25 protein-coding genes are annotated in these 25,695 nt (G+C 67.3%); 4 read left to right on the top strand and 21 right to left on the bottom strand.

Going from position 1 to position 25,695, the window contains the following annotated elements; genetic code table 11:
* Positions 1 to 23 precede the first annotated feature (23 nt).
* On the top strand, positions 24 to 275 hold the full coding sequence (locus AC3ANX_RS01690; protein ID WP_488335321.1) for a hypothetical protein: 252 nt from the start codon (positions 24 to 26) through the stop codon (positions 273 to 275).
* 44 nt (positions 276 to 319) lie between these two features.
* On the opposite strand, the gene AC3ANX_RS01685 is transcribed toward AC3ANX_RS01690, so the two are convergent.
* The 14 genes from AC3ANX_RS01685 to rimP form a co-directional block, all read right to left on the bottom strand.
* Entirely contained in the window at positions 320 to 790 is a 471-nt protein-coding gene (locus tag AC3ANX_RS01685) for an NUDIX domain-containing protein (protein ID WP_488335320.1), read from the bottom strand.
* A gap of 182 nt (positions 791 to 972) precedes the next feature.
* Entirely contained in the window at positions 973 to 3,321 is a 2,349-nt protein-coding gene (pnp, locus tag AC3ANX_RS01680; protein WP_488335319.1) for a polyribonucleotide nucleotidyltransferase, read from the bottom strand.
* Between the two features lie 233 nt (positions 3,322 to 3,554).
* Entirely contained in the window at positions 3,555 to 3,824 is a 270-nt protein-coding gene (gene rpsO, locus AC3ANX_RS01675; protein ID WP_093223567.1) for a 30S ribosomal protein S15, read from the bottom strand.
* 20 nt (positions 3,825 to 3,844) lie between these two features.
* Entirely contained in the window at positions 3,845 to 4,798 is a 954-nt protein-coding gene (gene truB, locus AC3ANX_RS01670; protein WP_488335318.1) for a tRNA pseudouridine(55) synthase TruB, read from the bottom strand.
* Between the two features lie 47 nt (positions 4,799 to 4,845).
* Positions 4,846 to 5,265 (bottom strand): DUF6491 family protein, encoded by a 420-nt coding sequence (locus AC3ANX_RS01665; protein ID WP_488335317.1) that lies wholly within the window; start codon positions 5,263 to 5,265, stop codon positions 4,846 to 4,848.
* Positions 5,266 to 5,294: 29 nt separating this feature from the next.
* A complete protein-coding gene (locus tag AC3ANX_RS01660; protein ID WP_488335316.1) occupies positions 5,295 to 5,873 on the bottom strand; it encodes a thymidine kinase in 579 nt (192 codons plus the stop codon).
* Positions 5,874 to 6,290 (bottom strand): 30S ribosome-binding factor RbfA, encoded by a 417-nt coding sequence (gene rbfA / locus AC3ANX_RS01655; protein ID WP_488335315.1) that lies wholly within the window; start codon positions 6,288 to 6,290, stop codon positions 5,874 to 5,876.
* A 4-nt stretch (positions 6,291 to 6,294) separates the two neighbouring features.
* Complete coding sequence (locus AC3ANX_RS01650) at positions 6,295 to 6,615, bottom strand: HNH endonuclease (RefSeq protein WP_488335314.1); 321 nt, start codon at positions 6,613 to 6,615, stop codon at positions 6,295 to 6,297.
* Between the two features lie 3 nt (positions 6,616 to 6,618).
* A complete protein-coding gene (locus AC3ANX_RS01645; protein WP_488335313.1) occupies positions 6,619 to 6,798 on the bottom strand; it encodes a hypothetical protein in 180 nt (59 codons plus the stop codon).
* A complete protein-coding gene (gene infB, locus AC3ANX_RS01640) occupies positions 6,795 to 9,566 on the bottom strand; it encodes a translation initiation factor IF-2 (RefSeq protein WP_488335312.1) in 2,772 nt (923 codons plus the stop codon). The genes AC3ANX_RS01645 and infB overlap by 4 nt, the downstream gene beginning before the upstream one ends.
* Positions 9,567 to 10,367, bottom strand: a complete 801-nt coding sequence (locus AC3ANX_RS01635; RefSeq protein WP_488335311.1) for a DUF448 domain-containing protein — start codon at positions 10,365 to 10,367, stop codon at positions 9,567 to 9,569.
* Positions 10,348 to 10,584, bottom strand: a complete 237-nt coding sequence (locus AC3ANX_RS01630) for a tautomerase family protein (RefSeq protein WP_488335310.1) — start codon at positions 10,582 to 10,584, stop codon at positions 10,348 to 10,350. The genes AC3ANX_RS01635 and AC3ANX_RS01630 overlap by 20 nt, the downstream gene beginning before the upstream one ends.
* Before the next feature lie 4 nt (positions 10,585 to 10,588).
* Positions 10,589 to 12,226, bottom strand: a complete 1,638-nt coding sequence (gene nusA / locus AC3ANX_RS01625) for a transcription termination factor NusA (protein WP_488335309.1) — start codon at positions 12,224 to 12,226, stop codon at positions 10,589 to 10,591.
* On the bottom strand, positions 12,226 to 12,831 hold the full coding sequence (gene rimP / locus AC3ANX_RS01620; protein ID WP_488335308.1) for a ribosome maturation protein RimP: 606 nt from the start codon (positions 12,829 to 12,831) through the stop codon (positions 12,226 to 12,228). The genes nusA and rimP overlap by 1 nt, the downstream gene beginning before the upstream one ends.
* Positions 12,832 to 12,994: 163 nt before the next feature.
* On the opposite strand from rimP, the gene AC3ANX_RS01615 reads away from it, so the two are divergent.
* Both AC3ANX_RS01615 and AC3ANX_RS01610 read left to right on the top strand, forming a co-directional pair.
* Positions 12,995 to 14,215, top strand: coding sequence for a PQQ-dependent sugar dehydrogenase (locus AC3ANX_RS01615; protein WP_488335307.1), 1,221 nt, complete (start codon positions 12,995 to 12,997; stop codon positions 14,213 to 14,215).
* A 107-nt stretch (positions 14,216 to 14,322) separates the two neighbouring features.
* Positions 14,323 to 14,769: a hemerythrin domain-containing protein gene (locus tag AC3ANX_RS01610; RefSeq protein WP_488335306.1), complete on the top strand. Its 447-nt coding sequence runs from the start codon at positions 14,323 to 14,325 to the stop codon at positions 14,767 to 14,769.
* A 38-nt stretch (positions 14,770 to 14,807) separates the two neighbouring features.
* Here AC3ANX_RS01610 and AC3ANX_RS01605 read toward each other — a convergent pair whose 3' ends face one another.
* From AC3ANX_RS01605 to rpiA, 5 genes are all read right to left on the bottom strand, one after another.
* Positions 14,808 to 15,620 carry a Cof-type HAD-IIB family hydrolase gene (locus AC3ANX_RS01605; RefSeq protein WP_488335305.1) on the bottom strand — a complete coding sequence of 271 codons (813 nt, stop codon included), beginning with the start codon at positions 15,618 to 15,620 and terminating at the stop codon, positions 14,808 to 14,810.
* A complete protein-coding gene (gene gnd, locus AC3ANX_RS01600; RefSeq protein WP_488335304.1) occupies positions 15,617 to 16,600 on the bottom strand; it encodes a phosphogluconate dehydrogenase (NAD(+)-dependent, decarboxylating) in 984 nt (327 codons plus the stop codon). The genes AC3ANX_RS01605 and gnd overlap by 4 nt, the downstream gene beginning before the upstream one ends.
* 122 nt (positions 16,601 to 16,722) lie before the next feature.
* Positions 16,723 to 17,847, bottom strand: a complete 1,125-nt coding sequence (gene tal, locus AC3ANX_RS01595; protein WP_488335303.1) for a transaldolase — start codon at positions 17,845 to 17,847, stop codon at positions 16,723 to 16,725.
* Positions 17,844 to 19,934 (bottom strand): transketolase, encoded by a 2,091-nt coding sequence (tkt, locus tag AC3ANX_RS01590; RefSeq protein WP_488335302.1) that lies wholly within the window; start codon positions 19,932 to 19,934, stop codon positions 17,844 to 17,846. The genes tal and tkt overlap by 4 nt, the downstream gene beginning before the upstream one ends.
* Before the next feature lie 106 nt (positions 19,935 to 20,040).
* Complete coding sequence (gene rpiA / locus AC3ANX_RS01585) at positions 20,041 to 20,721, bottom strand: ribose-5-phosphate isomerase RpiA (protein ID WP_488335301.1); 681 nt, start codon at positions 20,719 to 20,721, stop codon at positions 20,041 to 20,043.
* A gap of 122 nt (positions 20,722 to 20,843) precedes the next feature.
* Between rpiA and AC3ANX_RS01580 the strand changes: the two genes are divergently transcribed.
* Positions 20,844 to 21,473: a DedA family protein gene (locus AC3ANX_RS01580; RefSeq protein WP_488335300.1), complete on the top strand. Its 630-nt coding sequence runs from the start codon at positions 20,844 to 20,846 to the stop codon at positions 21,471 to 21,473.
* A 91-nt stretch (positions 21,474 to 21,564) separates the two neighbouring features.
* On the opposite strand, the gene AC3ANX_RS01575 is transcribed toward AC3ANX_RS01580, so the two are convergent.
* Both AC3ANX_RS01575 and AC3ANX_RS01570 read right to left on the bottom strand, forming a co-directional pair.
* Positions 21,565 to 22,635: a cell wall hydrolase gene (locus tag AC3ANX_RS01575; RefSeq protein WP_488335299.1), complete on the bottom strand. Its 1,071-nt coding sequence runs from the start codon at positions 22,633 to 22,635 to the stop codon at positions 21,565 to 21,567.
* 176 nt (positions 22,636 to 22,811) lie between these two features.
* Positions 22,812 to 25,637 carry a M16 family metallopeptidase gene (locus tag AC3ANX_RS01570; protein WP_488335298.1) on the bottom strand — a complete coding sequence of 942 codons (2,826 nt, stop codon included), beginning with the start codon at positions 25,635 to 25,637 and terminating at the stop codon, positions 22,812 to 22,814.
* Positions 25,638 to 25,695: the final 58 nt, after the last annotated feature.

Here is a 25,695-nt window from a genome sequence, read left to right as displayed (position 1 = left end):
GTGTTCGCGTTTGGGAGTGCCACGTGAAGACAATACTTACGCGCTGGCTGATAGCGTTCGGACTGTCAGCACTCCTTCCTACTTTCGCGCTTACCGCCTACGCAGCACTTTATATGCCAAGCATGAAAGGGGTCGGAGAATTTATGTCCGGCTGGGTTGAACTTACCTTGATTCAGTTTCGCTTTCCATTTGGCTGGCTCCCGGCCTATATTCTAAGCATATTGCTGACTTTCGTCTGGCATCTACTATTAAGATGGCGAAATGATGAGCGGTGAAAAACGCCTCGGTCACGTCCTTTGATAGGGAAACCCGACCGCGTTCACCAATCGCCGATCCCGCTCACGCCGGAACGATACTCGGCAATGCGTCGCGCCGTTGCCGCAGAGGTGTTTTGTGGAAGCTGATTGATGGGGAACCACCGCGCTTCCTCAATTTCGCTGACGTCTGTTATCTTCAGACCACTTGAAGTCGAGAAAGTCCGTGCGACGAATATCACGATGTGGTCGTCTTTTGCCTCACGGCGGCTATGATACACGCCGAGCACGCGCTCTATACGTGGACTGTCGACAGAGACTTCTTCTTTAAGTTCTCGCAGTAGCGCCGCGTCGCTACTTTCGCCCTTTTTGACGCCCCCGCCCGGCAGATACCAAGCATCCGAATATGTGTGTCGAACGAGCGCGACGCGCTCGTCCTGATCAAGAAGAACAGCACGGGTGCCGAGGGTTCGTGGCTTCGTAACCCGCCAAACAAGTCTTGCGATCTTTTGGATCAATCGATGCTGTAGCGCCATCTCAGGCCTCCCGCACTAACGGTATCAGCGACCAATCGGGATGTCTCTTACTGGCTAACCGCACGCCCAGCATCAAAAGATCAGCAACTGGGCGGGACCAGACACTCGCCTTTCCAGACCGCGCAACAAAAAAGGCCCGGGGTCGCCCCCGAGCCTCTTTCGTCATCGCTACCTGCGAAAGATCAGTCGCGATCGCCGGTCAGGAAGGCGGGCGCGAACTCGGGCGCGGGGCCGTCCTCGTTGCCGCCCGACGACTCGCGCTTGGGGCCACGGCCTTCGCGGCGGGGGCCACGGTCGCCGCGGCCTTCGCCGCCCCGGCCACCGTCACGTCCGCCTTCGCCACGCGGGCCACGGCCACCGTCGCCGTCACGGCGCGGACCACGCGGGCCACGGTCGCCACCCTCACGCGGCTCGCGTGCGGGGCGCGAGTCTTCCAGCTCGGCGCCGGTTTCCTGATCGACGACGCGCATCGACAGGCGAACCTTGCCACGCGGGTCGATCTCGAGAACCTTGACCTTGACCTCCTGGCCCTCCTTGAGGACGTCCGAGACCTTCTCGACGCGCTCGTTCTTGATCTCCGAGACGTGGACGAGACCGTCCTTGCCGCCCATGAAGTTCACGAACGCACCGAAGTCCACCAGGTTGACGACCTTGCCGTCATAGACCTTGCCGACTTCGGCTTCCTCGACGAGGCCCTTGATCCACTTGATCGCGGCTTCGATCTGCGCCGGATCGGACGACGACACCTTGATGACGCCCTCGTCGTCGATGTCGACCTTGGCGCCGGTGGTGGCGACGATCTCGCGGATCACCTTGCCGCCGGTGCCGATCACTTCACGGATCTTCGACTTGTCGATCTGGAAGCTCTCGATGCGCGGTGCGTGCGCCGACAGCTCGGTGCGGGTCGACGACAGCGCCTTCGACATTTCGCCGAGGATGTGCGCGCGGCCTTCCTTGGCCTGTTCGAGCGCGACACGCATGATCTCTTCGGTGATGCCGGCGATCTTGATGTCCATCTGCATCGTGGTGATGCCGGCCTCGGTGCCCGCGACCTTGAAGTCCATGTCGCCGAGGTGATCCTCATCACCCAGGATGTCCGACAGAACCGCAAAGTCCTTGCCTTCGAGGATCAGGCCCATCGCGATGCCCGACACCGGACGCTTGAGCGGCACGCCCGCGTCCATCATCGACAGCGAACCCCCGCACACCGTCGCCATCGACGACGAGCCGTTCGACTCGGTGATGTCCGACAGAACGCGGATCGTGTAGGGGAACTCGTCCTTCGACGGCAGCACCGGATGCAGCGCGCGCCAGGCGAGCTTGCCGTGGCCGACTTCACGACGGCCCGGCGCACCGAAGCGGCCGACTTCACCGACCGAGTACGGCGGGAAGTTGTAGTGCAGCATGAAGTTTTCGTACGACAGGCCGGTCAACCCGTCGATCATCTGCTCCGCATCCTTGGTGCCGAGCGTGGTGGTGCAGATCGCCTGCGTCTCGCCGCGCGTGAACAGCGCCGAACCGTGCGTGCGCGGCAGGAAGTGGACCATCGCCTCGATCGGACGGATCTGCTTGGTGTTGCGGCCGTCGATGCGCTGGCCGTCCTTGAGGATGGCGCCGCGGACAATTTCCGCTTCCAGCTTCTTCATCAGCTTGCCGGCAGCCATCTGGTCCTGCGGGGTCGCATCCGCGAAGGCGGCCTTGCCCTTGGCGCGCGCCTCGTTGAGCAGGCCCGAACGCTTGGACTTGTCGGTCACCTTGTAGGCAGCGGCGATGTCCTTGCCGATCAGCTTCTTGAGCTTGTCCTTGGCAGCCGACAGGTCGGCCTGCGGGGCCATTTCCCACGGGTCCTTGGCGGCCTGCTCGGCAAGGTCGATGATCCCGTTAACGACTTCGCGGCATGCCTTGTGCGCGAACTGGACCGCGCCGAGCATGACCTCTTCCGAAAGCTCCTTGGCTTCCGATTCGACCATCATCACGGCGTCGCCGGTGGCGGCGACGACGAGGTCGAGGTCACCCGCCTTGATCTGCTCGTTGGTCGGGTTGAGGATGTACTCGCCGTCGACATAGCCGACGCGCGCCGCGCCGATTGGGCCCATGAACGGCACGCCCGAGATCGTCAGCGCAGCCGATGCCGCGACCATCGCGAGGATGTCCGGCTCGTTTTCGCCGTCATAGCTCAGCACCTGGGCGATGACGTTGATCTCGTTGTAGAAACCTTCCGGGAACAGCGGGCGGATCGGACGGTCGATGAGACGCGAGACCAGGGTCTCCTTCTCGGTCGCGCCGCGCTCGCGCTTGAAGAAGCCGCCGGGGATGCGGCCGGCCGCGCTGTACTTTTCCTGATAATGGACGGTGAGCGGGAAGAAGTCCTGGCCCTCCTTCACGCTGCGCGCCGCCGTAACGGCGCAGAGAACGACGGTTTCGCCGAGCGTCGCGATGATCGCGCCGTCGGCCTGGCGGGCAACGCGGCCCGTTTCCAGCGTGAGGGTCTTGCCGCCCCACTGGATGCTGGTGGTCTTGATATCGAACATGATGTTTCCTTCACACCGCCGGCCAGATGCCGGGCGGGGCCTGTCTGCGGACTTGACCGGTCCGCGCGGTTCGGAACCTGTCTTGGCTCCCCTGTCGGGACGACGGCCGAATTGCCGGTCTTCCCGTGGTACGTCCGCGGCGGTTTCGCCGTGGCTCGGGGCCGCATACACCATTTCGGCGCGCGACGCTTGAGGGTTTTGCAAAAAGGGCGCCCCGAGGGACGCCCTTTCGATTACTTGCGAAGGCCGAGCTTCGCGATCAGATCGAGGTAACGCTGACCGTCCTTGTGACGGAGATAGTCGAGCAGCGCGCGGCGCTTGTTGACCATCATCAGCAGGCCGCGACGCGAATGGTTGTCCTTGGCATGGCCCTTGAAATGCTCGGTCAGGTTGCGGATGCGCTCTGTCAGGATCGCGATCTGGACCTCGGGGCTGCCGGTGTCGCCTTCGGCGCGGCCGTGATCCTTGATGAGTTCCTGGCGCTTCTCTGCGGTGATCGTCATGTGTTTTCCTTCGACATCTTCTACAGGTTGAAGCCGCGTTCGACCCGGACGTTTCCGTACCTAACCTCGACCAGCGCGACGGGCATGTCACCCAGCAGCGCAAAATGGAGGCCATCTTCAGCGGCGATCCCGGCCAGCACACGCCCCTGTCGGAGCGCCCCTGCCTGGTCGGGGGTGAGGGATAGAGCCGGGATGTCGTCCAGCCCCGCCCTCAATGGCAGGAGTATCTGTTCAAGGGTGCGCCCCATAGCGTGCTGGTCGAGATTGTCCAGCGATATCGCCTGGGTGAGGTCGAACGGCCCAGCCTTGGTGCGGCGGAGCATGGTGACAGTGCCGACCGTGCCGAGCGCCAGCGCGATGTCGCGCGCGAGGCTGCGGATATAGGTGCCCTTGGAAACGTGCGCGGTGAGGGTAGCCTCCCCGATCGTCGCCCCGGCGCAGGCCGGGGCCGCTGCGTGTTGGGCACCCACCTCGCCAAGCCCCACAGCGGCCCCGGCCTGCGCCGGGGCGACGGCGAGGCTGTGAATCGTCACCGCCCGCGTTGCCAGCACCACCTCCGCGCCCGCGCGCGCGAGATCGTAGGCGCGCTCGCCATCCACCTTCAGCGCGGAATAGGCCGGCGGGACCTGTTCGATCGGCCCGGTGAAGCGCGGCAGCACCGCCGCCAGCGCCGCCGCCGTCGGCCGCACGTCGCTGGTGGCGATCACCTTGCCCTCGGCATCGAGCGTGTCGGTCTGCTCGCCGAAACGGACGGTGAAATCATACACCTTGTCGCTGTCGAGCATCCGCCCGGCGAGCTTGGTCGCCTCGCCCACCGCGATCGGCAGCACGCCCGTAGCGAGCGGGTCGAGCGTGCCGCCGTGCCCGACCTTCCACTTGCCATAGCCGCCCTGCCGCAGCACGCGCTTCACCGCCGAGACGCCCTGCGTCGAGCCGAGCCCCAGAGGTTTGTCGAGAATGATCCAGCCATGCATCCGCCCGCGCCTAGCGGGGGAAGGCGCGCCCGTCAGCCCCGATAACGTCAGCCCCGCTTGATGTGGTTGAGGCCGGGCTTGAGCCGCCCCGGCTTGGGCTTGGGGGCGGCGCTGGCGGTGAGGCTGCCGATCGGGCAGCGCTGGCCGTCGACCAGCAGGGTGCCGGTGCGATCGAACGAATCGCCGCTGAAACGCGCATCGACCCCGATCATCGCCGCGAACGACAGCCCTCGGCACACGCCGATCACCTTGGCATAATACCAGCGCTGTCGCCGATCCTGAAGCCACGCGCCACGATCGCCATCGCTCTCGAAACCGGCAAGCGTCTGGTCGCGCGCGGGCATGCTGACTTCCTTGCCGATCTGCGCGGGCGACCAGCCGCCGGTCTTGGCATCGGGCTTCGCGTCGGCCTGCGCAACCGAGGGCACGATGGCGAGCAGGGTGGCGAACATGAGCGGCTTGAGCAAAGCGGATCTCCTACAGCGCGCCCCGCGCCCTAGATCGCGCCGGCTGAACGCTCCATGAAATGCCGACGGCACAAAGCGATGTAGCGGTCGTTGCCGCCGATTTCGGTCTGCGTGCCATGCGTGACAGCCTGGCCCTCGGCATCGACGCGCAGGTTCATCGTCGCCTTGCGCCCGCATTCACACACCGATTTGATCTCGATCAGCGAATCGGCCAGCGCCAGCAGCCGCGCCGATCCTGCGAACAGGGCCCCGCGAAAATCGGTGCGCAATCCATATGCCAGCACCGGAATGCCGTGCCGATCGGCAAGCCGCGCGAGCTGATCGACCTGCACAGGGTCGAGGAACTGCGCCTCGTCGACCAGCACGCAAGCAGGCAGCGCATCCTGCGCCAGCGTGACCGCCTCAAGATCGGTCGCGGCATCGAACGCCAGCGCGGGCGCGGCCAGCCCGATCCGCGACGTGATCGTCCCCGCCGCGAACCGATCGTCGATCGCGGCGGTGAACAGCAACGTCCGCATGCCCCGCTCGCGATAGTTGAAGTCGGCCTGAAGCAGGTTGGTCGATTTGCCCGCATTCATCGAGGCGTAGTAGAAATAGAGCTTGGCCATTCAGGCGGACTCCGCAGGCCCGTCCTCGCTTTCGCCCAAATCCTGCGCGACATGCGGCGCGCGCAGCAACTGGTCGATATGGCTGCCCTCGTCGAAGCTCTCGTCTGCCACGAACTTCAGCTTGGCGGCGTAGCGCGTCTGCACCCGCCCGGCGACCTCGCGCTGGAGGTACGCGGTGTTGGTGCGCAGCGCCTTGAGCACCGCCTCCTCGTCCTTGCCGAGCAGCGCCTTCACGAAACAGGTCGCGTGGCGCAGATCGGGCGACATGCGCACCTCGGTGATCGTCACGGCGTGGCTGGCGAGCGTCTCGTCATGCACGTCGCCGCGCATCAGGATGTCGGACAACGCATGACGCACCTGTTCGCCGACGCGGAGCAGGCGGACGGAGCGGGTTTCGGGGGTTTCGGCTGGTCTCATGATCTCATCTTGTACGGCGCGCGGTCGGCGCATGGAAGTCGGCAGGCTTGTCGGCGATCCACGCGAGGAACTTCGCCAGTCTCGGGTCTTGCGCCACACATTCGGCCACCCCGAGACGCGCCAGCTCGGCATTGGTGAAAGCGGCATGGATCGCGCGATGGCAGATCGGATGCACCGGCACCGTCTCGCGCCCGCCCCGGCTTTTCGGCAGCGGATGATGCTGTTCGGTCTTGCGCCCGAGCGGCCTTGCGCACAGCCAGCAGATCGCGGGCGTCGCGACGGCGCGTTCCGCAACCGCCGCGGCGATACGGCGCGCCCGGCGCATCGCTCAGCGCAGGAGCATCGAAGCGAGCGGCACCGCTGCCAGCACCAGCAACGGCAGGCACCCGGCAGAAACCGCTTCGCCGAGGCACCCGCAGCCTTCGGGCAGCACGTCGAAGATCACGTCGCCGGCCGCATCGCGCACGGGCGAACGGCCGGTTTCCCGCCGCTCGCCCGCGTCGCTCACAGCGTCCGTTCGCGCAGCTCGACCTCGAAGGTTTCGAGGAAGTCGCCCGGCTTGATGTCGACGAAGTTCTGCGTGAACGTCACGCCGCACTCCAACCCTGCGCGAACCTCCGGCACGTCGTCCTTGAACCTACGCAGCGAGGCGATCTCGCCCTGGTAGATGATGACGTCGTTGCGCGTGATGCGCGCCTTGAGCGCCTTGCGGATGTTGCCTTCGGTGACGAGCAGACCCGCCGCCTTGCCGTGCTTGCCCGCCGAGAACACCTCGCGGATTTCGGCGCGGCCGACCACCGTCTCGAACGCTTCCGGCCCAAGCTCGCCCGCCATGCCGGCGCGGATCTCGTCGATCAGGTCGTAGATCACGTCGTAATATTTGAATGCGACCTTCTGACGCTCGGCGATCTCGCGCGCTTTCGCGTTCGGACGGACGTTGAAGCCGATGATCGGTGCGCCTGAGGCACCGGCCAAGGTCACATCGCTCTCGGTGATGCCACCAACGCCCGAGTGCAGCACCCGCGCCTTGATGTCGTCGGTCGAGATCTTGTTGATCGACGACACGATCGCCTCGACCGAACCTTGCGTATCGGCCTTGACGACGAGCGGATATTCGATCGCCTGCTTGTCCTTGAGCGCGGAGAACATGCTCTCCAGGCTGGCCGGGGCCGACGTGGTGCGCTTGTTGGTGATGACGCTCTGGCGATATTCGGCGACTTCGCGCGCACGCGCCTCGTTCTCGACCACTGACAGCAGATCGCCCGCACGCGGCACGCCCGAAAGACCCAGCACCTCGACCGGCATCGACGGACCGGCTTCCTTGAGCTGCTGGCCTTTGTCGTTGGTCATCGCGCGGACCTTGCCGCTCTCCGCACCCACGACGAACACGTCGCCGACCTTGAGCGTGCCACGACCCACCAGGATCGTCGCGACCGGACCGCGGCCCTTGTCGAGCTTCGCCTCGATCACCGCGCCCTCGGCCATACGGTCGGGGTTGGCGCGCAGTTCGAGCAGTTCGGCCTGAAGCTGGATCTTCTCGATCAGCGTGTCGAGCCCGGTCTTCTTGAGCGCCGACACCTCGACGTCCTGCACGTCGCCCGACATCTCCTCAACGACCACGTCGTACTGGAGCAGCGCCTCGCGGACCTTCTGCGGGTTGGCGTCGTGCTTGTCGACCTTGTTGATCGCCACGATCATCGGCACGCCAGCCGCCTTGGTGTGGTTGATCGCCTCCACCGTCTGCGGCTTGATGCTGTCGTCCGCCGCGACCACGAGCACGACGATGTCGGTCACGTTGGCGCCGCGCGCGCGCATCTCGGTAAAGGCCTCATGGCCCGGCGTGTCGAGGAAGGTGATCTTCGACTTGTCCTTCAGCGTCACCTGATACGCGCCGATGTGCTGGGTGATGCCGCCGGCCTCGCCCTTCACCACGTCGGTGCCGCGCAGCGCGTCGAGCAGGCTGGTCTTGCCGTGATCGACATGGCCCATGATCGTGACGACCGGCGGACGCGGCTTCAGCAAGGCTTCGTCGTCGGTGTCGGTCTCGATCGCGAGGTCGATGTCCGAATCGCTCACGCGCACGATGTTGTGGCCGAACTCCGTCACGAGCAGCTCGGCGGTGTCCTGATCGATCGTCTGCGTCATCGTGACGGGCATGCCCATCTTGAACAGCGTCTTGACCAGGTCCGCACCCTTCTCCGCCATACGGTTGGCGAGTTCCTGCACGGTGATCGTCTCGGGCACCTGCACGTCGCGGATCTGCTTGGCCTGCGCCTCGCGCGGGCCGCCCATCCGGCGGTTTTCCTTCTCGCGCGCACGCTTCAGCGCGGCGAGGCTGCGGGCGCGCGCGCCGTCACCATCGCCGAGCGCGCGGTTGACGGTGAGCTTGCCGGCGGTGCGGCGATCGTCGCCCTTGCGGTCGCGCTGAGTCGGGCGCGCCGGTTCGCTGCCGGGGCGCTTCGGCGCGAGGCCGGAGGGCGCGGCGGCGGATGCGCTCGGGCTCGAAGGCGCGGCGGCCGGAGTCGGCGCGGGCGTGGGCGCCGGCGCGGGACGCGGCCGTTCGGGGCGCGGCACCGGTGTGAACAGGCGCGGCGCGGGCAGGCTCGAATCAAGCGTGATCGTCAGCGGCGGGGGCGGCGGCGCGGGCGGGGCCGCGACCGGTGCAGGCGCGCGCACCGGGGCTGCGGCCTGAACCGGCGCGGGCGTCGGGGCTGGCGCGGGTGCCGGCGGGGTGGGCTCCGCAACCGGCGCGGGTGCGGGCGCAGGCGCTTCCGCGACCGGCTCGGGCTTCGGCGCGGGTTCGGGCGCAGGGGGCGGAGCCGCGGCGGCACGGGCGCGCTCCTCGGCGCGACGGCGATCTTCCTCGATCGCTTCCTGACGCGCACGCTCCTCGCGGCGGCGGGTTTCCTCGAGCGCGTTCATCCGCGACTCTTCGGCCTCGCGCAGCAGCTTGGCCTGAAGCTCCTGACGCGACAGCAGCGAATTGGCGGGCGATGCCGGCGCCGGGCGCGGCTCGGGCGCACGCGCCTGCGGGGCTGCCGGGCGCGGGGCGGCGGCCGCCGGTGCGGGCGGCGCGGCGGGCGCCGGTGCGGCGGGTGCCGCCGGCTCGGGCTCACCCGGGCGGCGCAGCGTGCGGGCGCGCTTCACCTCGACCACGACGTTGTTCGAACGCCCATGGCTGAAGCTCTGCTTGACCACGCCGGTCTCGACGGTACGCTTCACCCCAAGCGGTTGGCGCATGCCCAGTTTCGGCTTTTCGTTATCGGTATCGCTCACTCAAATTCCTCGTAACGTCGTATCGGCATCGGGCTCCGGCCCTGAAGTCTCCGGCTCGGCGTCGTTTGGCGACGCCGATGCGCCCTGCGAGGCCGTTTCGCAAGACGAGAGGATGGGGTCGGGTCCGAGAAAATGCAGCCAGCGGTGGATCGCTTCTTCCACGCGCGCGGCGGCATCACGCTCCGTCAGGCCGATATGTACCACATTCTGCCGTCCCAGCGCCACGGCCAATATGGTGCGGGGCACCGGCAAAACCAACCCCCTCAGATCGGACCCTTCGGCATCGCGCCCGACGCGCCATGCCTGATCGAGCTTGCGGTTGCCGTCGGTGCCCGCATCGCAGGCGTGGAGCAGCAGGTGGAGCTGGCCCGAGCGCGCGGCGGTCTCGATCTTTTCCGATCCGGTCAGCAACGTGCCCGAACGCGATTCGAGCCCGAGCCGGTCGAGCGCGGCGCGTTCCAGCGCGGCGGCGAGCCGTTCAGGCAGATCGGCGGGTACCGCGATCGGCCCGGTCTTGAACGCACGCGCGAGCGCACCCTTCAGCTTGCCCTTGGCGATCGCCGTTTCAAGCTCGCCGCGCGTGACGCCGATCCACGCGCCGCGCCCCGGCGCCTTGGCGCGCACGTCGGGCAGCACCGCGCCGTCGGGCGACAGCGCGAGTCGCACCAGCGCCTCGCGCGGCGCACGATCGCCGGTGAGGATGCAGCGGCGGATCGGTTCGGCGGCGGACACATGCCCGCGCTTGTCGACCCGCGCCGGTGGTGGTGGAGCGCCTAGCGTCTCATCGTGAGGATTCCGCATGCGCGTCCTCCTGCACTGTCGGCCTCGGCGCATCGCGGTCGGCCAGCAACCGGCCGCCCGCCGCGTAATTCTCAGTCGAGATTTCCTCGATCACGATCTGCACCGCCGCCGCCGGCTTGCCGAGCCGCGCGACCAGGCTGGCGGTGACGTCGGCGACGACGCCCGCTTTCTGCTCGCGCGTGGCGGTGCCCGCCATCCGGATGCTGACGAACGGCATGCGCTCAGGCTTCCTCTTCGCTGGTCGCGGCAGGGCTGGTCGCGGTGGGGGCGGCGGGCTCGTCGTCGAACCAGTGCGCGCGTGCGGCCATAATAATCTCGTTGCCCTGCTCGTCCGACAGACCGTACTCGCCGAGCACGCCGCCACGATCCTCGCTGCGGCCCTCGGTGCGCTTGGGGGCGTCGTCGTTACGGCGGCGCTGCTCCTGACGCTTCTTCTGGACGAGTTCGTCGGTCGCAAGATCAGCGAGATCGTCAAGCGTCTTGATGCCCGCCTTGCCGAGCGTGACCAGCATCGCCTCCGTCAGATACGGCATCGTCGCGAGATCGTCCTCGACGCCGAGTTCGCGGCGCAGCGTGCGATTGGCTTCCTCGCGGCGCTCGAGCGCCTCGGTCGCGCGGCTCTGCAATTCAGCGGCGAGATCCTCGTCGAAGCCTTCGATGCCCGAGATTTCGTCTGCCTCGACATAGGCGACTTCCTCGAGGCTGGTAAAGCCCTCGGCGACCAGCAACTGCGCGAGCGTCTCGTCGACGTCGAGCTCGCCCTGGAACATCTCGGTACGCTCGGTGAATTCCTTCTGGCGCTTCTCGCTCGCATCCTGCTCGGTGAGGATGTCGATCGCCTTGGCGGTAAGCTGCGAGGCGAGCCGCACGTTCTGGCCACGACGGCCGATCGCGAGGCTGAGCTGATCGTCGGGCACCACGACCTCGATCCGCTCCTCTTCCTCGTCGATCACCACGCGCGACACCGATGCCGGCTGGAGCGCGTTGACGACGAAGGTGGCGATATCGGGCGACCACGGGATGATGTCGATCTTCTCGCCCTGCATTTCCTGCACCACCGCCTGCACGCGGCTGCCCTTCATGCCGACGCACGCGCCGACCGGGTCGATGCTCGAATCGTGGCTGATGACGCCGATCTTGGCGCGGCTGCCCGGATCGCGCGCCGCCGCCTTGATCTCGATGATGCCGTCGTAGATTTCCGGCACTTCCTGCGCGAACAGCTTCTTCATGAAGTCGGGATGCGCGCGGCTGAGGAAGATCTGCGGCCCGCGGTTCTCGCGGCGCACGTTGAGGATCAGCGAGCGGATGCGGTCGTTCACGCGCACCACTTCGCGCGGGATCTGCTGGTCGCGGCGGATCACGCCTTCCGCGCGGCCGAGATCGACCACGACGTGACCGAACTCGACGCGCTTGACGACGCCGGTGATGATCTCGCCCTGACGATCCTTGAACTCTTCGAACTGACGGTCGCGCTCGGCGTCGCGGACCTTCTGGAAGATCACCTGCTTGGCGGCCTGCGCGGCGATGCGGCCGAACTCGATCGGGGGCAGCGGATCGACGATATAGTCGCCGATCTCCGCGCCCTTCTGGAGCTTCTGCGCTTCCTTGAGGTTCACCTGCTTGAAGAAGTCGTCGACCGCCTCGACCACTTCGACCACGCGCCACAGCCGCAGATCGCCGCTGTTGGGGTCGAGCTTGGCGCGGATGTCGTTCTCGGCGCCGTAGCGGGCGCGGGCGGCGCGCTGGATTGCGTCCTCCATCGCCTCGATGACGATGCCCTTGTCGATCATCTTCTCGCTGGCGACCGAGTTCGCGATCGCGATCAGCTCGGCCTTGTTGGCGGAAACGGCGGTGGCCATCAGTTCAGTCCCTTATCCTTGGCGCTCTCCAGCGCCGCATCTTCGTGCAGGTCTTCGTCGGAATCGTCTTCGAACGTCACTTCCTCGTCGGCGCCTTCCATCGAAAGCGGCCGGGTCGCGGCGAGCAGCCGGTCGGTGAACAGCAATTTGGCGTCGGCCACGTCGGCGAAACCGATCGTCATGTCGCCCTGCTTGCGCACCTCGATGGTGATGCGGTCGCCCTCGACGTGCTTGATCGGGCCGGTGAGCTGCTTGCGCCCCTCGACGGCTTGCGCGAGCACGATGCGGGCATCATGCCCGGCCCAGTCCGCGAAATCCTGCAACCGCGTGAGCGGGCGGTCGATGCCGGGCGACGACACTTCGAGGCGATATTCCTCGTCGATCAGGTCTTTGCCCTCCGCCTCCAGCTCGTCCATCCGGTCCGAGATGCGGCGCGACAGATCGGCGCAGTCCTCGATCGTGAGCTGGCGCGTATCGGGGCGCTCCGCCATCACCTGAAGCGTCAGATCGCCCGAGCCGCCGAACAGCTTCACGCGCACCAGATCGAAACCGAGCGCCTTCGCCTCCGGTTCGATCAACGCGTTCAGCTTCGCGAAGTCCGCCATCGATGCTCCAAACAAGCAGGGTTGTCGCCGGAACCGGGTGGCTCCGACCTCTTCACCATAACGATGTAGAGAATATGCCGCCGATATAGGCCGAAAGCCCCTTGCTGGCAAGCGCGACGATTTGCCGCTTGGAACGCGTGCGCCGATCGCTAAGATCGCGGATATGATCCGCCTTGCCCCCGCGTTGCTGCTTGGCCTTGCCGCCTGCACCCCTTTCTCCGCGAATGCAGGAGCCAGTGGCGGCAACACCGCCGCCGCCCGGACCGACACCGCGCAGTCGGGGCCGCTGTTCACCGCCACCAAGCAGGGCCAGTTCGACACGCCATTCGCGATGGCGTTCCTGCCCGACGGCAGCCTGCTCGTCACCGAGAAAGCGGGCAAGCTCAAGCTGCGCGACCCCAGCGGCCATATCCGCGACGTGGCGGGGGTGCCCAAGGTGCGGGACATCACGCAGGGCGGGCTGCTCGACGTCGCGGTCGCGCCCGATTTCGCGGCGAGCCACGCCATCTACCTCACCTACTCCGAATCGCGCCCGCACGGGGCCGCGCTGGCGATGGCGCGCGCGACATTGGTCGGCACGCAGTTGCAGGGCGTCAACGTGATCTGGCGCCAGGGATCGGACGGCGAAGGCGGTCAGTTCGGCGCGGTGATCGCGTTCGCGCCCGACGGCAAGTCGCTGTTCCTCTCCTCGGGCGAGCGCCAGCGCTTCACGCCTGCGCAGGACATCAACCAGAAGCTCGGTAAGATCCTCCACCTCACGCTCGACGGCAAGCCCGCACCGGGCAACCCGTTCGCGGGGAAGACCGGCACGCCCACGGTCACCGTGTTCGAGCCGCCCGAGAATACCGGCGCCGCCTTCAAGGAAAAGGGCACGCAGCAGCCGGTCGACGGGCCCAACACCGCGCCGGCCGAGATCTGGAGCATGGGCCACCGCAACCCCTATGGCCTCGCCTTCGACAAGGACGGCCGCCTGTGGGAGATCGAGATGGGACCGAAGGGCGGCGACGAGGTCAATCTCATCCTGCCCGGCAAGAATTACGGCTGGCCCAAGGCGTCGAACGGCAGCAATTACGACGGCACCGACATTCCCGATCACAAGCCCGGCGACGGCTTCGAAGCGCCCAAGGTGTTCTGGAACCCGTCGATCTCGCCGGGTGGGCTGATGATCTATTCGGGCGATCTGTTCCCGCAGTGGAAAGGCTCCGCGTTCGTCGCCGCACTATCGGGCGAGGCGCTGATCCGCGTGAAGCTTGATGGCGACAAGGCCGCGAAAGCCGAGCAATGGCCGATGCAGACGCGCATCCGCGGCGTGGCGCAGGGGCCGGACGGCGCGGTGTGGCTGTTGCAGGATGACGGCGCGCTGATGAAGCTCATGCCCCGCTGAACCGCCCGGCCCGATCCGGCTAGACCGCCCCCACGCTCACGCGGCTGCGTTAACATAGATCAAACGGTTGCTCGTTACTCTCGTCGTCCGCGGGGGTGGGGAACGAGATGAGCTACCAAAGACTGATCGCCGAGCATGACCGGATCGACACCGCATTGGTGCGGCTGCTCAACCAAGTCGACGCGGTGTCGTCCGATCCGATCGGCGCGTTGCTCGCGCTTTCCGCGCTGGCCGACGAATTGCGCACGCATCTCGCGCATGAGGAGGCCTTTCTCTACCCCGACCTGATCGCAAGTGGCGCGCAAACCTTCCCGCAGATCGCCGCCGATTTCGTGCGCGAGTTCGCCGAAGTGCGCCACGATTGGGGGCGCTATCTGCACGAATGGACCGCGCAAGCGATGGCGGCGGACTGGCTCGGCTTCCGCCACGAGACGCACGCGATGGCGGCACGGCTCGCCAATCGCGTGGCGGCGGAGAACCGCCTACTCTATGCCGCCGCGCTGCGCGAAAGCGTCATCCCGTTACGCGATCCGCCCGCGCGCCACGCGGCCTGAGGCGACGCGCTCCCGCGCGCTGGCGGGAGCGCGCGGGATCAGGCGAGGATGATCGTATCGATCGCCTGCGCCACGCCATCCGCATCGTTTGCCGCCGTGACGTGCCGGGCGAGCGACTTCACCCCGTCGGGCGCCTGCCCCATCGCGATCGACACGGCGGCGCGTGCGAACATCGGCAGGTCGTTATACTGATCGCCGATCACCGCGACCTGCGACAGCGGCACGCCGAAACTTTCGGCAAGCGCACCGATGCCGTCGCCCTTGTTGGCGGCAGTCGCGGTCATGTCGAGATAATAGGTCTGCGACTGGCCGATCGTCGCCTGCCCGCCGAACGCGGCGCGCGCGCGGTCGAGCAACCCGGCGAGCACCGCCGGATCGTCGCTGACGAAAGTGATCTTGTCGGCATGGTCGTACCAGGGCGAGAAATCCTCGACCACAACCGGCGCCTGGTTCGACGAGACTCGCTCGCTGGCAAAATGCGGGCCTTCCTCGGCATGCGCGAACCAGCGATCGTCCGCGAACAGCCACGGTGCAACGGCGAGCCCCTGCGCCAGCTCGAACATGCCCTTCACCACGGCCGGCGGGATGCGGTGCTGGCTCAGCACCGTTCCGTCGCGCTTGAAGATCGTGCCGCCGTTGAACGCGCCGATCGGCACGTCGAGGCCGAGCGTCTCCACGATCGGCATCACCCCCGAACGCGGGCGGGCACTGATGACGGTGAAGCCGATCCCGGCCGCCTTGAGCCGCTCCACCGCCGCGATCGTGCCGGGGGTGAGCTGCTTCTTCTTGTCGACCAGAGTGCCGTCGAGATCGGAGATGAACAGCCGGATACCGTCGTTCGCCACGCTCATTGCGGCATTTCGACATGGCCGCCGAAGCCGAACCGCATCGCCGACAGCAGTTTGTCGCCGAACGTATGCTCGACCCGGCTGCGATAGCGCGCGTACAGGGCAGCGGAGAGGACGTTGGCGGGCACCTTCTCCTCCATCGCCGCGTCGATCGTCCACTGGCCCTCGCCCGAATCGGCGACGCTGCCGGTGAAGTGTTCGAGCATCTGATCCTTGGCGAGCCCGATCGCGGTGAGGTCGAGCAGCCACGACGAGATCACGCTGCCGCGCCGCCACACTTCGGCGATATCGGTGAGGTTGAGGTCGAAGCGCTCGTCCTCGGCGACATGCTCGGACGACTTGCCCTTGAGGATGTCGAAGCCCTCGGCATAGGCCTGCATCAGACCATATTCGATGCCGTTGTGGACCATCTTGACGAAGTGCCCCGCCCCCGCCGGCCCGGCATGGATATAGCCGAGTTCGGCGCGCGGATCTTCCTTCTCGTTGTCGCGGCCCGGCGTGCGCGGGATCGTGCCGAGCCCGGGCGCGAGTGCCTCAAGGATCGGGTCGAGCGTCTTGATCGTCTCGGCATCGCCGCCGACCATCATGCAATAGCCGCGCTCCAGACCCCAGACGCCGCCTGAGGTGCCGACGTCGACGTAATGCACCTGCTTCTCCGCCAGTGCCTTGGCGCGGCGAATGTCGTCCTTGTAGAAGCTATTGCCGCCGTCGATGATGATGCCGCCGGGGCCGCATTGCTCGGCGAGGTCGGCGACGGTCTGCTCGGTCGGCGCGCCGGCGGGCAGCATCACCCAGTAGATCGCGGGATCGGCGAGCTTACCCTGCATGTCGGCAAGCGAGGAGGCTCCCGTCGCACCATCGGCGGCGAGCGCGGCGACAGCCTTCTCGTCGCGGTCGTACACCACCGTCTCGTGGCCCGCGCGCATCAGCCGCCGCGCGATGTTGCCGCCCATCCGGCCGAGGCCGATGATACCGATCTTCATGAGGATACTCCTGCAATTCTGGACACCGTTCCCCCGCGCAGGCGGGGGTTCAGAGCAACAAACGCCGCGCCGCAAGCTCTGGTCCCCCGCTTTCGCGGGGGAACAGGGTCATACGGCAACTGTTACGCGGTCGCCGGCTGCTTGGCGGCGATCGACCCGAGCAGATCGTCGAACGCCTTGGAGAAGGACGCGACGCCTTCCTCGACCAACGTCTCGGTCACGCCGTCGAGATCAAGGCCGAGCCGTTCGGCTTCGGACAGGACGTGGCGCGCGCCGGCGATATCGCTGGTGAGCGTGTTGCCGGGCGTGCCGTGGTCGCGGAACGCGTCCATCGTCTTGGGCGGCACGGTGTTGACCGTGTCCGGACCGATCAGTTCGTCCAGGTACAAGGTGTCGGGATAATCCGGGTTCTTGGTGCCGGTCGACGCCCAGAGCAGCCGCTGCACCTGTGCGCCCTTGGCGGCGAGCGCCTGCCAGCGCGCGCCCTTGGAGAATTCGAGAAACCAGTCGTAGGCGAGCTTGGCGTTGGCGACCGCGACCTTGCCGCGGATCGCCTTCAGCGCCTCGCTCTCCGCGTCGCCGTCCTTGATGCGCGCGTCGATCTTGTCGTCGATCTTGCTGTCGATGCGGCTGACGAAGAAGCTCGCCACGCTGGCGATGCGGTCGATCGGCAGCCCCTTTGCGACGCGCTCCTCAAGCCCCTCGACATAGGCGAGCGCGACCGCCTGATAGGCCGAGTTCGAGAACAAGAGCGTCACGTTAACGTTGATCCCCGCCGCGATCGTCGCCGCGATCGCGGGCACGCCCGCCGGCGTGCCGGGGATCTTGATCATCAGGTTGGAGCGATCGACCGCCTTCCACAGCTTCTGCGCCTCGGCGATGGTCGCATCGGTGTCGTTGGCGAGATAGGGCGACACTTCGAGGCTGACATAGCCGTCCTTCGCGTCGAGCCGCTCGTACACCGGTGCCAGCGTCTCCGCCGCCGCCTTGATGTCCTGGATCGCGAGATATTCGTAGCGGTCCATCGTCAGCGCGCCGGGATGCTCCTTGTCGAACCCGGCAAGCGTCTCGTCATAGGCGTCACCGTGGCCCATCGCCTTTTCGAAGATCGACGGGTTGGAGGTGACGCCGGTTAGGCCGTCCTCGTCGACCAGCTTCTGAAGGCCACCGGCCTCCAGAAACTTGCGATCGACGAAATCGAGCCAGAGCGCCTGACCGTGACTGGTGAGATCCTTCAGCAGACTCATTTCGCGTCCTTTCCGAGCAACTCGCGCGACACCTTGACGACATTGTCGACGGTGAAGCCGTACTTATCCTGCAACTTGGCGAGCGGTGCCGATGCACCGAACGTCGACATGGTGATCGTCGCGCCGTCGAGGCCGACATAGCGGTCCCAGCCGATCTCCCCGCCCTGCTCAATCGCGAGGCGCGCACGTACACCCTTGGGCAGCACGCTCTCCTTGTAAGCGGCGTCCTGCGTTTCGTAGCGGTGCCAGCTCGGCAGCGAGACGACGCGCACCTTGACGCCGTCGGCCGTCAGCTTCTCATAGGCGGCGATCGCCAGCGATAACTCGCTGCCGGTCGCGATCAGGATCAGCTCGGGCGTGCCGTCCGAATCGGCGACGACATAGCCGCCCTTCATCAGCCCCTCGGCCGACGCATATTTGGTGCGATCGATGGTGGGGAGCGCCTGGCGCGACAGCACGAGCGCGGTCGGGTTGTTGCCCGATTCGAGCGCCGCCTTCCACGCATAGGACACTTCGTTGGCATCGCCCGGACGGATCGTGTCGAGCCCCGGCGTCGCGCGCAGCATGGCGAGATGCTCGATCGGCTGGTGGGTCGGGCCATCCTCGCCCACACCGATCGAATCGTGCGTGAACACCCACACCACGCCCAGCTCCATGATCGCGGAGAGCCGGATCGGCGCGCGCATGTAATCGGTGAACACGAAGAAGGTCGAACCGTAGGAGCGCAGGTACGACAGCGCCATGCCGTTGACGACGCCGCCCATCGCATGTTCGCGCACGCCGAAGTGGAAGTTGGTGCCCGCGTAATTGTCCGCCTCGAACGATGGCGCACCCTTGATGTCGGTCTTGGTCGAGGGCGACAGATCGGCCGCGCCGCCGACCAGCCACGGGATTTCCTTGGCGAGCGCGTTGAGCACCTTGCCGCCCGAATCGCGGCTGGCGAGGCCCTTGGCGTCGGGCTCGAAGGTCGGCAGCTTGGCTTCCCAGCCCTTGGGCAGCTTGCTCGCGAACAGATCGTCGAGTTCGGCGGCGAGTTCGGGATGCGCGTCATGATATTTGGCGAACGATGCCTGCCACGCCTCGCACAGCGGCTGGCCGCGATCGGTCATCGCCGCCTTGAAGCGATCGGCGACACCATCGGGCACGAGGAACTTGGCATCCTCAGGCCAGCCATAGGCCTGCTTGGTGAGGCGGATGTTCTCCTCGCCGAGCGGTTCGCCATGCGCCTTCTCGCTGCCGGCGCGGGGGGAACCCCAGCCGATGATCGAATGGACGACGATGAAGGTCGGCTTGTCATCGGTCGCGCGGAACGTGTCGAACGCGGCGGTCAGCGCGGCGATATCGTTGGCGTCGTTCACATGGATGACGTTCCAGCCGTACGCCTCGAAGCGCTTGCCGACATCCTCGTCGAAGGCGAGCGCGGTGTCACCCTCGATCGAGATATGGTTGCTGTCGTAGATCCAGCACAGGTTGGAAAGCTTGAGGTGCCCGGCGAGCGACGCCGCCTCGGCCGACACGCCTTCCATCATGCAGCCGTCACCGGCGAGCGCGTACACGTCATGATCGAACAACGTATAGCCCGGCTTGTTGTACCGCGCCGCCAGCCAGCGCTCGGCGATCGCCATGCCGACCGAGTTGCTCACGCCCGCGCCGAGCGGCCCGGTGGTCGTCTCGACGCCGGTGGTGTGGCGATATTCGGGGTGGCCCGGCGTCTTCGAGGAAAGCTGGCGGAAGCCCTTGAGGTCGTCGAGGCTGAGCGCGGGCTTGCCGCTCTTGTTGCCGTCCTTGTCGATCTCCTCGATCCCGGCGAGGTGGATCAGCGCGTAGAGCAGCATCGAGGCATGGCCGACCGACAGCACGAAACGGTCGCGGTTGGGCCAGTCGGGCGTCGCCGGATCGTAGCGCAGGAACTTGGTCCAGATCGTATGGCCCACGGGCGCCAGCGCCATCGGCGTGCCGGGGTGGCCCGAATTGGCCGCCTGCACCGCGTCCATCGCCAGCGTGCGGATCGTGTCAATCGCGAGGCGCTCGGGCGAGCCGTCCTCGTGCAGATCCGGCGTGGTGCTGATGGTCTGGGCATCGGACATCAAAAAGGCCTTTCTTATCGTGGACGGCAAACGCCACCGCGCTGATGTAGTTGCGTTGACCAGACGGAAATCGACAAGGGACCGATCCGCCTGCGTTACGACCTCCCTATACGGGGCGCTCGATCCGAGTCACCAGCCCGTTTTGCGCAACGATGGCGCTATCGACTTCGCGCAGGAACAGCCCGTGGCCGAGCACCCCCGGGATCGCCGACAGCGTCGCATCGAGCGCGAGCGGATCGCCGGGATCGGCGAAGCGACAGTCGAGCACGAGATTGTCCTGATCGGTGCGGAACGGCGCGGCCTCCCCGCCGCGAAGCGTCACGTCGGCGCTAAGCGCGGCGAGCCGCGCCGCGACGAAGGCCCGCGCGAACGGCAGCACCTCGACCGGCAGCCTGGCCGCGCCGATCGCGTCGACGCGCTTCGACCCATCGGCGATGACGATCATCCGCGTGGCGGACGCGGCGACGATCTTCTCGCGCAGCATCGCCCCGCCCGCGCCCTTGATCGCGTAGAGCCGCGCGTCGATCTCGTCCGCCCCGTCGATGACGAGATCGGTCGCGGCGACATCGGCGAAGTCGAGCACGGCGATACCGACCTCGCGCGCCAGATCGGCGCTGCGCTGCGAGGTGGCGACCGCGCGCACCCGCAAGCCCGCCCGCACCCGCTCGCCGAGCCGCGAAATCGCGAACGCTGCGGTCGATCCCGTGCCGAGGCCGACGAGCATGCCGTCCGCCACCTCGTCCACCGCCGCGTATGCCGCCGCGCGTTTGTCTTCGTCCGCGTTCATGCCGGCCTTTCGCAGCCCCGTCGCCCTCAGGTAGGCGCCTTGCGCGAAAATTCCATGTCATACCGTCGTATCGTGGCGACTTTCCGCTGGCAGCCGCCCGGTTGCCGGGGCAGAGCGAGCGCATGGTCGAAAAGATTCTCGGGGTGCTCGCCACCATCATCATCCACGTCATCTCGAGCGGGGGCTATCTCGGCGTCGCGCTGCTGATGGCGATCGAATCGGCGTGCATCCCGCTTCCGTCCGAAATCATCATGCCGTTCGCGGGCTATCTCGTCTGGAAGGGCGAGCTGAACCTGCTGCTGGTGGCGACGGCGGGGGCGATCGGCTGCAACCTCGGCTCAATCGTCGCTTACGAGATCGGCAAGCGCGGCGGCCGTCCGCTTGCCGAGCGCTGGGGCCGCTACGTGCTGGTGGGCCCAGGCGAACTCGACACCGCCGACCGCTTCTTCGCGCGTTTCGGTGGGATCGCGGTGCTGATCGCGCGGCTGCTGCCGCTGCTCCGCTCGTTCATCGCCTTCCCGGCCGGGGTCGCGCGGATGCCGCTGGTGCCGTTCCACATCTATACGTTCGTGGGGTCGTGGCCGTGGTGCTTCGGGCTGGCGTGGCTCGGCGCGACGCTGGGGGAGAAGTGGGACAGCGATCCGCGCGTGAAGGCCGCGTTCCACAGCGCCGACGTGGTGATCGCCGTCGTGCTGCTGGCGGGCGTGGCGTTCTTCGTGTGGCACCGCATGCGTGGGCTGAAGAAACGCTGACATTCCGATCCCCGGCGAAGGCCGGGGTCCACTGGGGGGACAGAGTACAACGCTCGTTACGTCTGCGCCGTAACGCGTCGCGGTAACGGCGTCAGCGCAGCGGCTTGCCCGAATCCTTCCACTTGTCGAGGATCTGCGAATCGCCCGGCTGCGCTTCCGCCGGAGCGGGGGTGACGGGCGTGCCGCTCTGCGCATAGGCGGGCTGGATCGCGGCGGGCGCGGTGCGGGGCTGCGGCTGCGGCTGGGGCAGCGGCACGGTCGCCCCCGCCAGCGTGAGCGCGGGCACCGCCACCGGCAGCGGATCGGCGCGCGGGTGCGGTCCGGGCACGGGCTCGCCGCCTGCGTAGATCTGGCGGAACGCGGCGGGCGTGCCCCACCAGCCCTGCCAGCGGTGGAAGAAGTGTGCGCCGATCGCGGCGGTCATCACCAGATGGCGGTTCCACGCCGGGGTGACGGCATAGGTATGGTAATGCGTCGCCAGCCCTACCGGCGCACAGACATAGCCGCCGAGCGCGGCGGCGGCGACGCGCATCGCGCGTAGCCAATAGGCGCGCGAGGGTGCGCCGCGCGCCATCGAACCGTCGCAGGCGAAGCTGAACTGGCAGCCGCTGCGCTCCGACCCCTGATAGACCACGCCGCACACCGTCGCCGGGAAGGCGGGGTGCCGCACGCGGTTGAGGATCACCTGCGCGACCGCCTGCTGGCCGGCGTCGGGCTCGGTCGCCGCCTCGTAATAGATCGCGGTCGTCAGGCAATCGAGGGCGCGCCCGCGATCGAGCGGGCTGGCGCGGCGCATGTCGAACGGCGCGGCCGGGTGGACCGTACCATCGCTCGCGGGCAGCGCCGCCGCCTCGGGCGGGAGCGGCAGGTCGGGCAGCGCGATCGTGCCGGTGGTGCCCTTGGCGGGCGCGGCGAACGACGGTGCCGGATCGGCAACCGCGTCGGCGGCGTAGAGCAGAGCGGCGCCAGGGAAATGATCCTCCGCCTCATATCCGCTCGCCACCGCCACGGCGGGGGCGACGCGCGCGGCCTGATCCTCGATCGCGCGATAGGCGGCATGCGCGGATACGCCGAGACACACCAGCAGCACGACGCCGACGAGGTGCAGCCACGTCACGCGCCGCGAATCGAGGAAGCCCCGCAAGGTCACGAGGCCGCGCATAGCCGATCAGAGGTTACGCGACTGCTGCGATTTGCGGCGTGTCTCGCCGCGAAACACTTGATGGTTAACGTAATTCTTCACCGCGTCGCCCCGGCGCAGGCCGGGGCCGCTGTGTAATTTGGCGACTGTCTCGCATCCAACGCAGCGGCCCCGGCCTGCGCCGGGGCGACATCTCCTTACCTTAGCGCCGCCTTGCCGAGATCGAGCGCGCTCGCCGGGATCACCTCCACCTGTGGGTAGGCCTTCTTCAGCGCGGGCAGGAACAGCTTGGCGTCGCCCACCACCACCACGCTCGCGCGCGCCGGGTCGATCACCGCCTTGGCCGCCGCCTGCACCGCTGCCGGATCGACCGCCGTCACCGCCGGGATGTAGCGCTTCAGCTCATCGAGCGGCACGCCCTCCAGCACATATTGGCCGAGCAGCCCCGCGATCCCGCCCGTCGTCTCGCTGTTGCGGCCGAAGCTGCCGATCAGCACCGCCTTTCGCGTCTCCAGCTCCGCCGCCGGCACCGGCTCGGTGCCGAGCCGCTTCATCTGCTCGATCATGATCGCAACCGTGTCGGGCGCGGTCGGGTTCTTGGTCTGCGTGCGTGCGGACAGCGTGCCGGGGCGGCTGTGGACGTTGAGCGAGCTGCTCGCGCCGTAAGCCAGCCCGCGTTTGATGCGGATCTCGCTGTTCAGCCGCGACGAATAGCCGCCGCCGAGCACGGCATTGGCCACGCTCGCCGGATAGAAGGCCGGGTCGCTGCGCGCGATGCCGGGCCGCGCGACCACCACCCCCGCCTGCCCGGCGTCCGGCATGTCGACGACGATCACACGCGGTGCCGGATAGGGCGCGGCGACCACGACCGGTTCGACGGGCGCGGCGGGGGCGGACCACCGGCCGAAATTCGCCTCGGCCAGCGCCTTCGCGTGCGCCGCCGTCACATCGCCGACCAGGATCAGCGTCGCATGGTCGGGCCGCCACGCTTTGGCATAGGTGTCGCGAACGTCGCCTTGCGTGATCGCCCTGAGCGAGGCGGGCGTACCCGACAGCGGGTGGCCGTAGGGCGCATCGCCGAACACCGCGCGCGCCGCGACCAGCGACGACAGCGGGCCGGGATCCTTGAGCGTGACAGTCACGCCGTCGATCGCCTGCGTGCGGGCGCGCTCGATCTCGTCCGCCGCGAACACCGGATGCTGCGCGACATCGGCAAGGATGGTGAGCGCAGGCGCGGCCTGATCGGACTTGATCGTGACCGCGACGTCCGAACCGTCCCAGCCGGCGTCGGACGAGATCGAGCCGCCCAGCGCCTCGATCTCGCGCGCGATCTGCGTCGCGGAGCGGGTGGTGGTGCCCTTGGTCATCACGTCCGCGGTGAGATCGGCGAGGCCCGCGCGCGTCGCGGGATCGTCCGCGCCGCCGCCGGTCGCCACCAGTGCGGCGCTCAGGAGCGGCAGTTCGTGGCGCTCGACCACCACCACGCGCAGGCCGTTGGCGAGGCGGAATTCGTTCGGGCTCGGGATGGCGGCGGCGACGGCCACGCCCGGTGCAGGCGGGGCGACGCGATCGGCGACGGCGGCGAGTTCGGGCGTGGCGATATGCGCGGGCGGGGTGAGCGCCGCGACCTGGACGGTGCTCGCCACCGCGATCGTATCGCCTTTCGCACCAGCCTCGGGTGGGAGATAGGTGATCGTCGCCGAACCTTCGTCACGCAGATATTTGCGCGCGACGCGCTGCACGTCGGCGGCGGTGATCTTGGCGATCTCCGCCAACTGCTGGTCCGAGGTACGCGGATCTCCGTCGATGATCGCCGACATGGCGAGCGCGCGCGCCTTGCCCTCCGCCGTCTCGCGGCCGAGCAGCGCCTGCGTGAGGATCTGGTTCTTCGCCTCGGTCAGTTCCTCCGCGCTCACCGGCTGATCGCGCAGCCGCGCGATCTGCGTGCGGAGCGCCGCCTCGCCCGCCGCGACCGGCTTGCCGCCCGCCATCATCGCGAACACGAACAGATTGCCCGGCCCCTGCTTGGTATCCATGAGGCTCTGCGCCTGCGCGGCGAGTTGGTCGCGATAGACGAGGTTCTCGTACAGGCGCGAACTTTCGCCGGTCGACAGCACCGCGTTGAGCACGGTGAGCGCGGGGTTGTCGGGATCGTTGTCGGCGGGCAACTGGTAGCCGATCGCCACCGCCGGCAGCGGCGTGTTGGGCTCATAGACGGTGTAGCGCGTCGGCTTGGTGCGCGCAGGCTCGGTGACGGTGACGCGCGGGATCGTGCCGGCGGGCCGCTTGATCGGGGCGAAATACTGGTCGACCCACGCGTCGAGCTGGGTGGGATTGAAATTGCCCGACACCACCAGCACGGCATTGTCGGGCCGGTAATAGACCGCGTGGAACGCGCGCACGTCGTCGATCGAGGCGCTGTCGAGATTGGCGATGCTGCCGATCGTCGAGCGTGCGTAAGGATGCCGCGTGTACGACACCGCCGAAGCATAGGCCGAAAACAATTTGCCGTACGGCTGCGCGAAGTCGCCGCGCAGTTCCTCCTTCACCACGTCGCGTTCGGAGGCGAAGTTGGCGGGATCGACCACGAGGTTCGCCATCCGGTCGGCCTCCGCGAACAACAGCCGCTGGAGGTGGTTGGCGGGAATCGTCTCATGATATTCGGTGTAATCGTCGCTGGTCGAGGCGTTGTTGTTGCCGCCGACATCCTCGGTCAGCCGGTCGAACGTCTCGGGCGGCAGATTGCGGGTCGCCTTGAACATGAGGTGTTCGAACAGGTGCGCGAAGCCCGAGCGCCCGGCGGGATCGTCCTTCGACCCGACATTGTACCACATCTGCACCGACACGTTCGACGTGCCGGTATCGCGGATCGCATAGACCTTGAGCCCGTTGGGCAAAGTACGCTCGGTAAAGTCGAGCGGCTTGAACGTCGCCGAGGGCGCATTCGGCTTGGCGCTTTCACCGTGCGCGGCGAGCGGAAGCAGGGCGGCGCCCAGCATGAGGGCGGCACGAAACAGGCGCATTCGCATCTCCGAACAACGAAACGCGCACCCTTGGCCGGGCGCGGCGTGCTGTCAATCG

It is taken from the genome of Sphingomonas sp. BRN-1R (assembly GCF_057748035.1).
The sequence above is the reverse complement of the archived record's forward strand: the minus strand, read 5'-3'. Positions and strand labels throughout refer to the sequence as shown.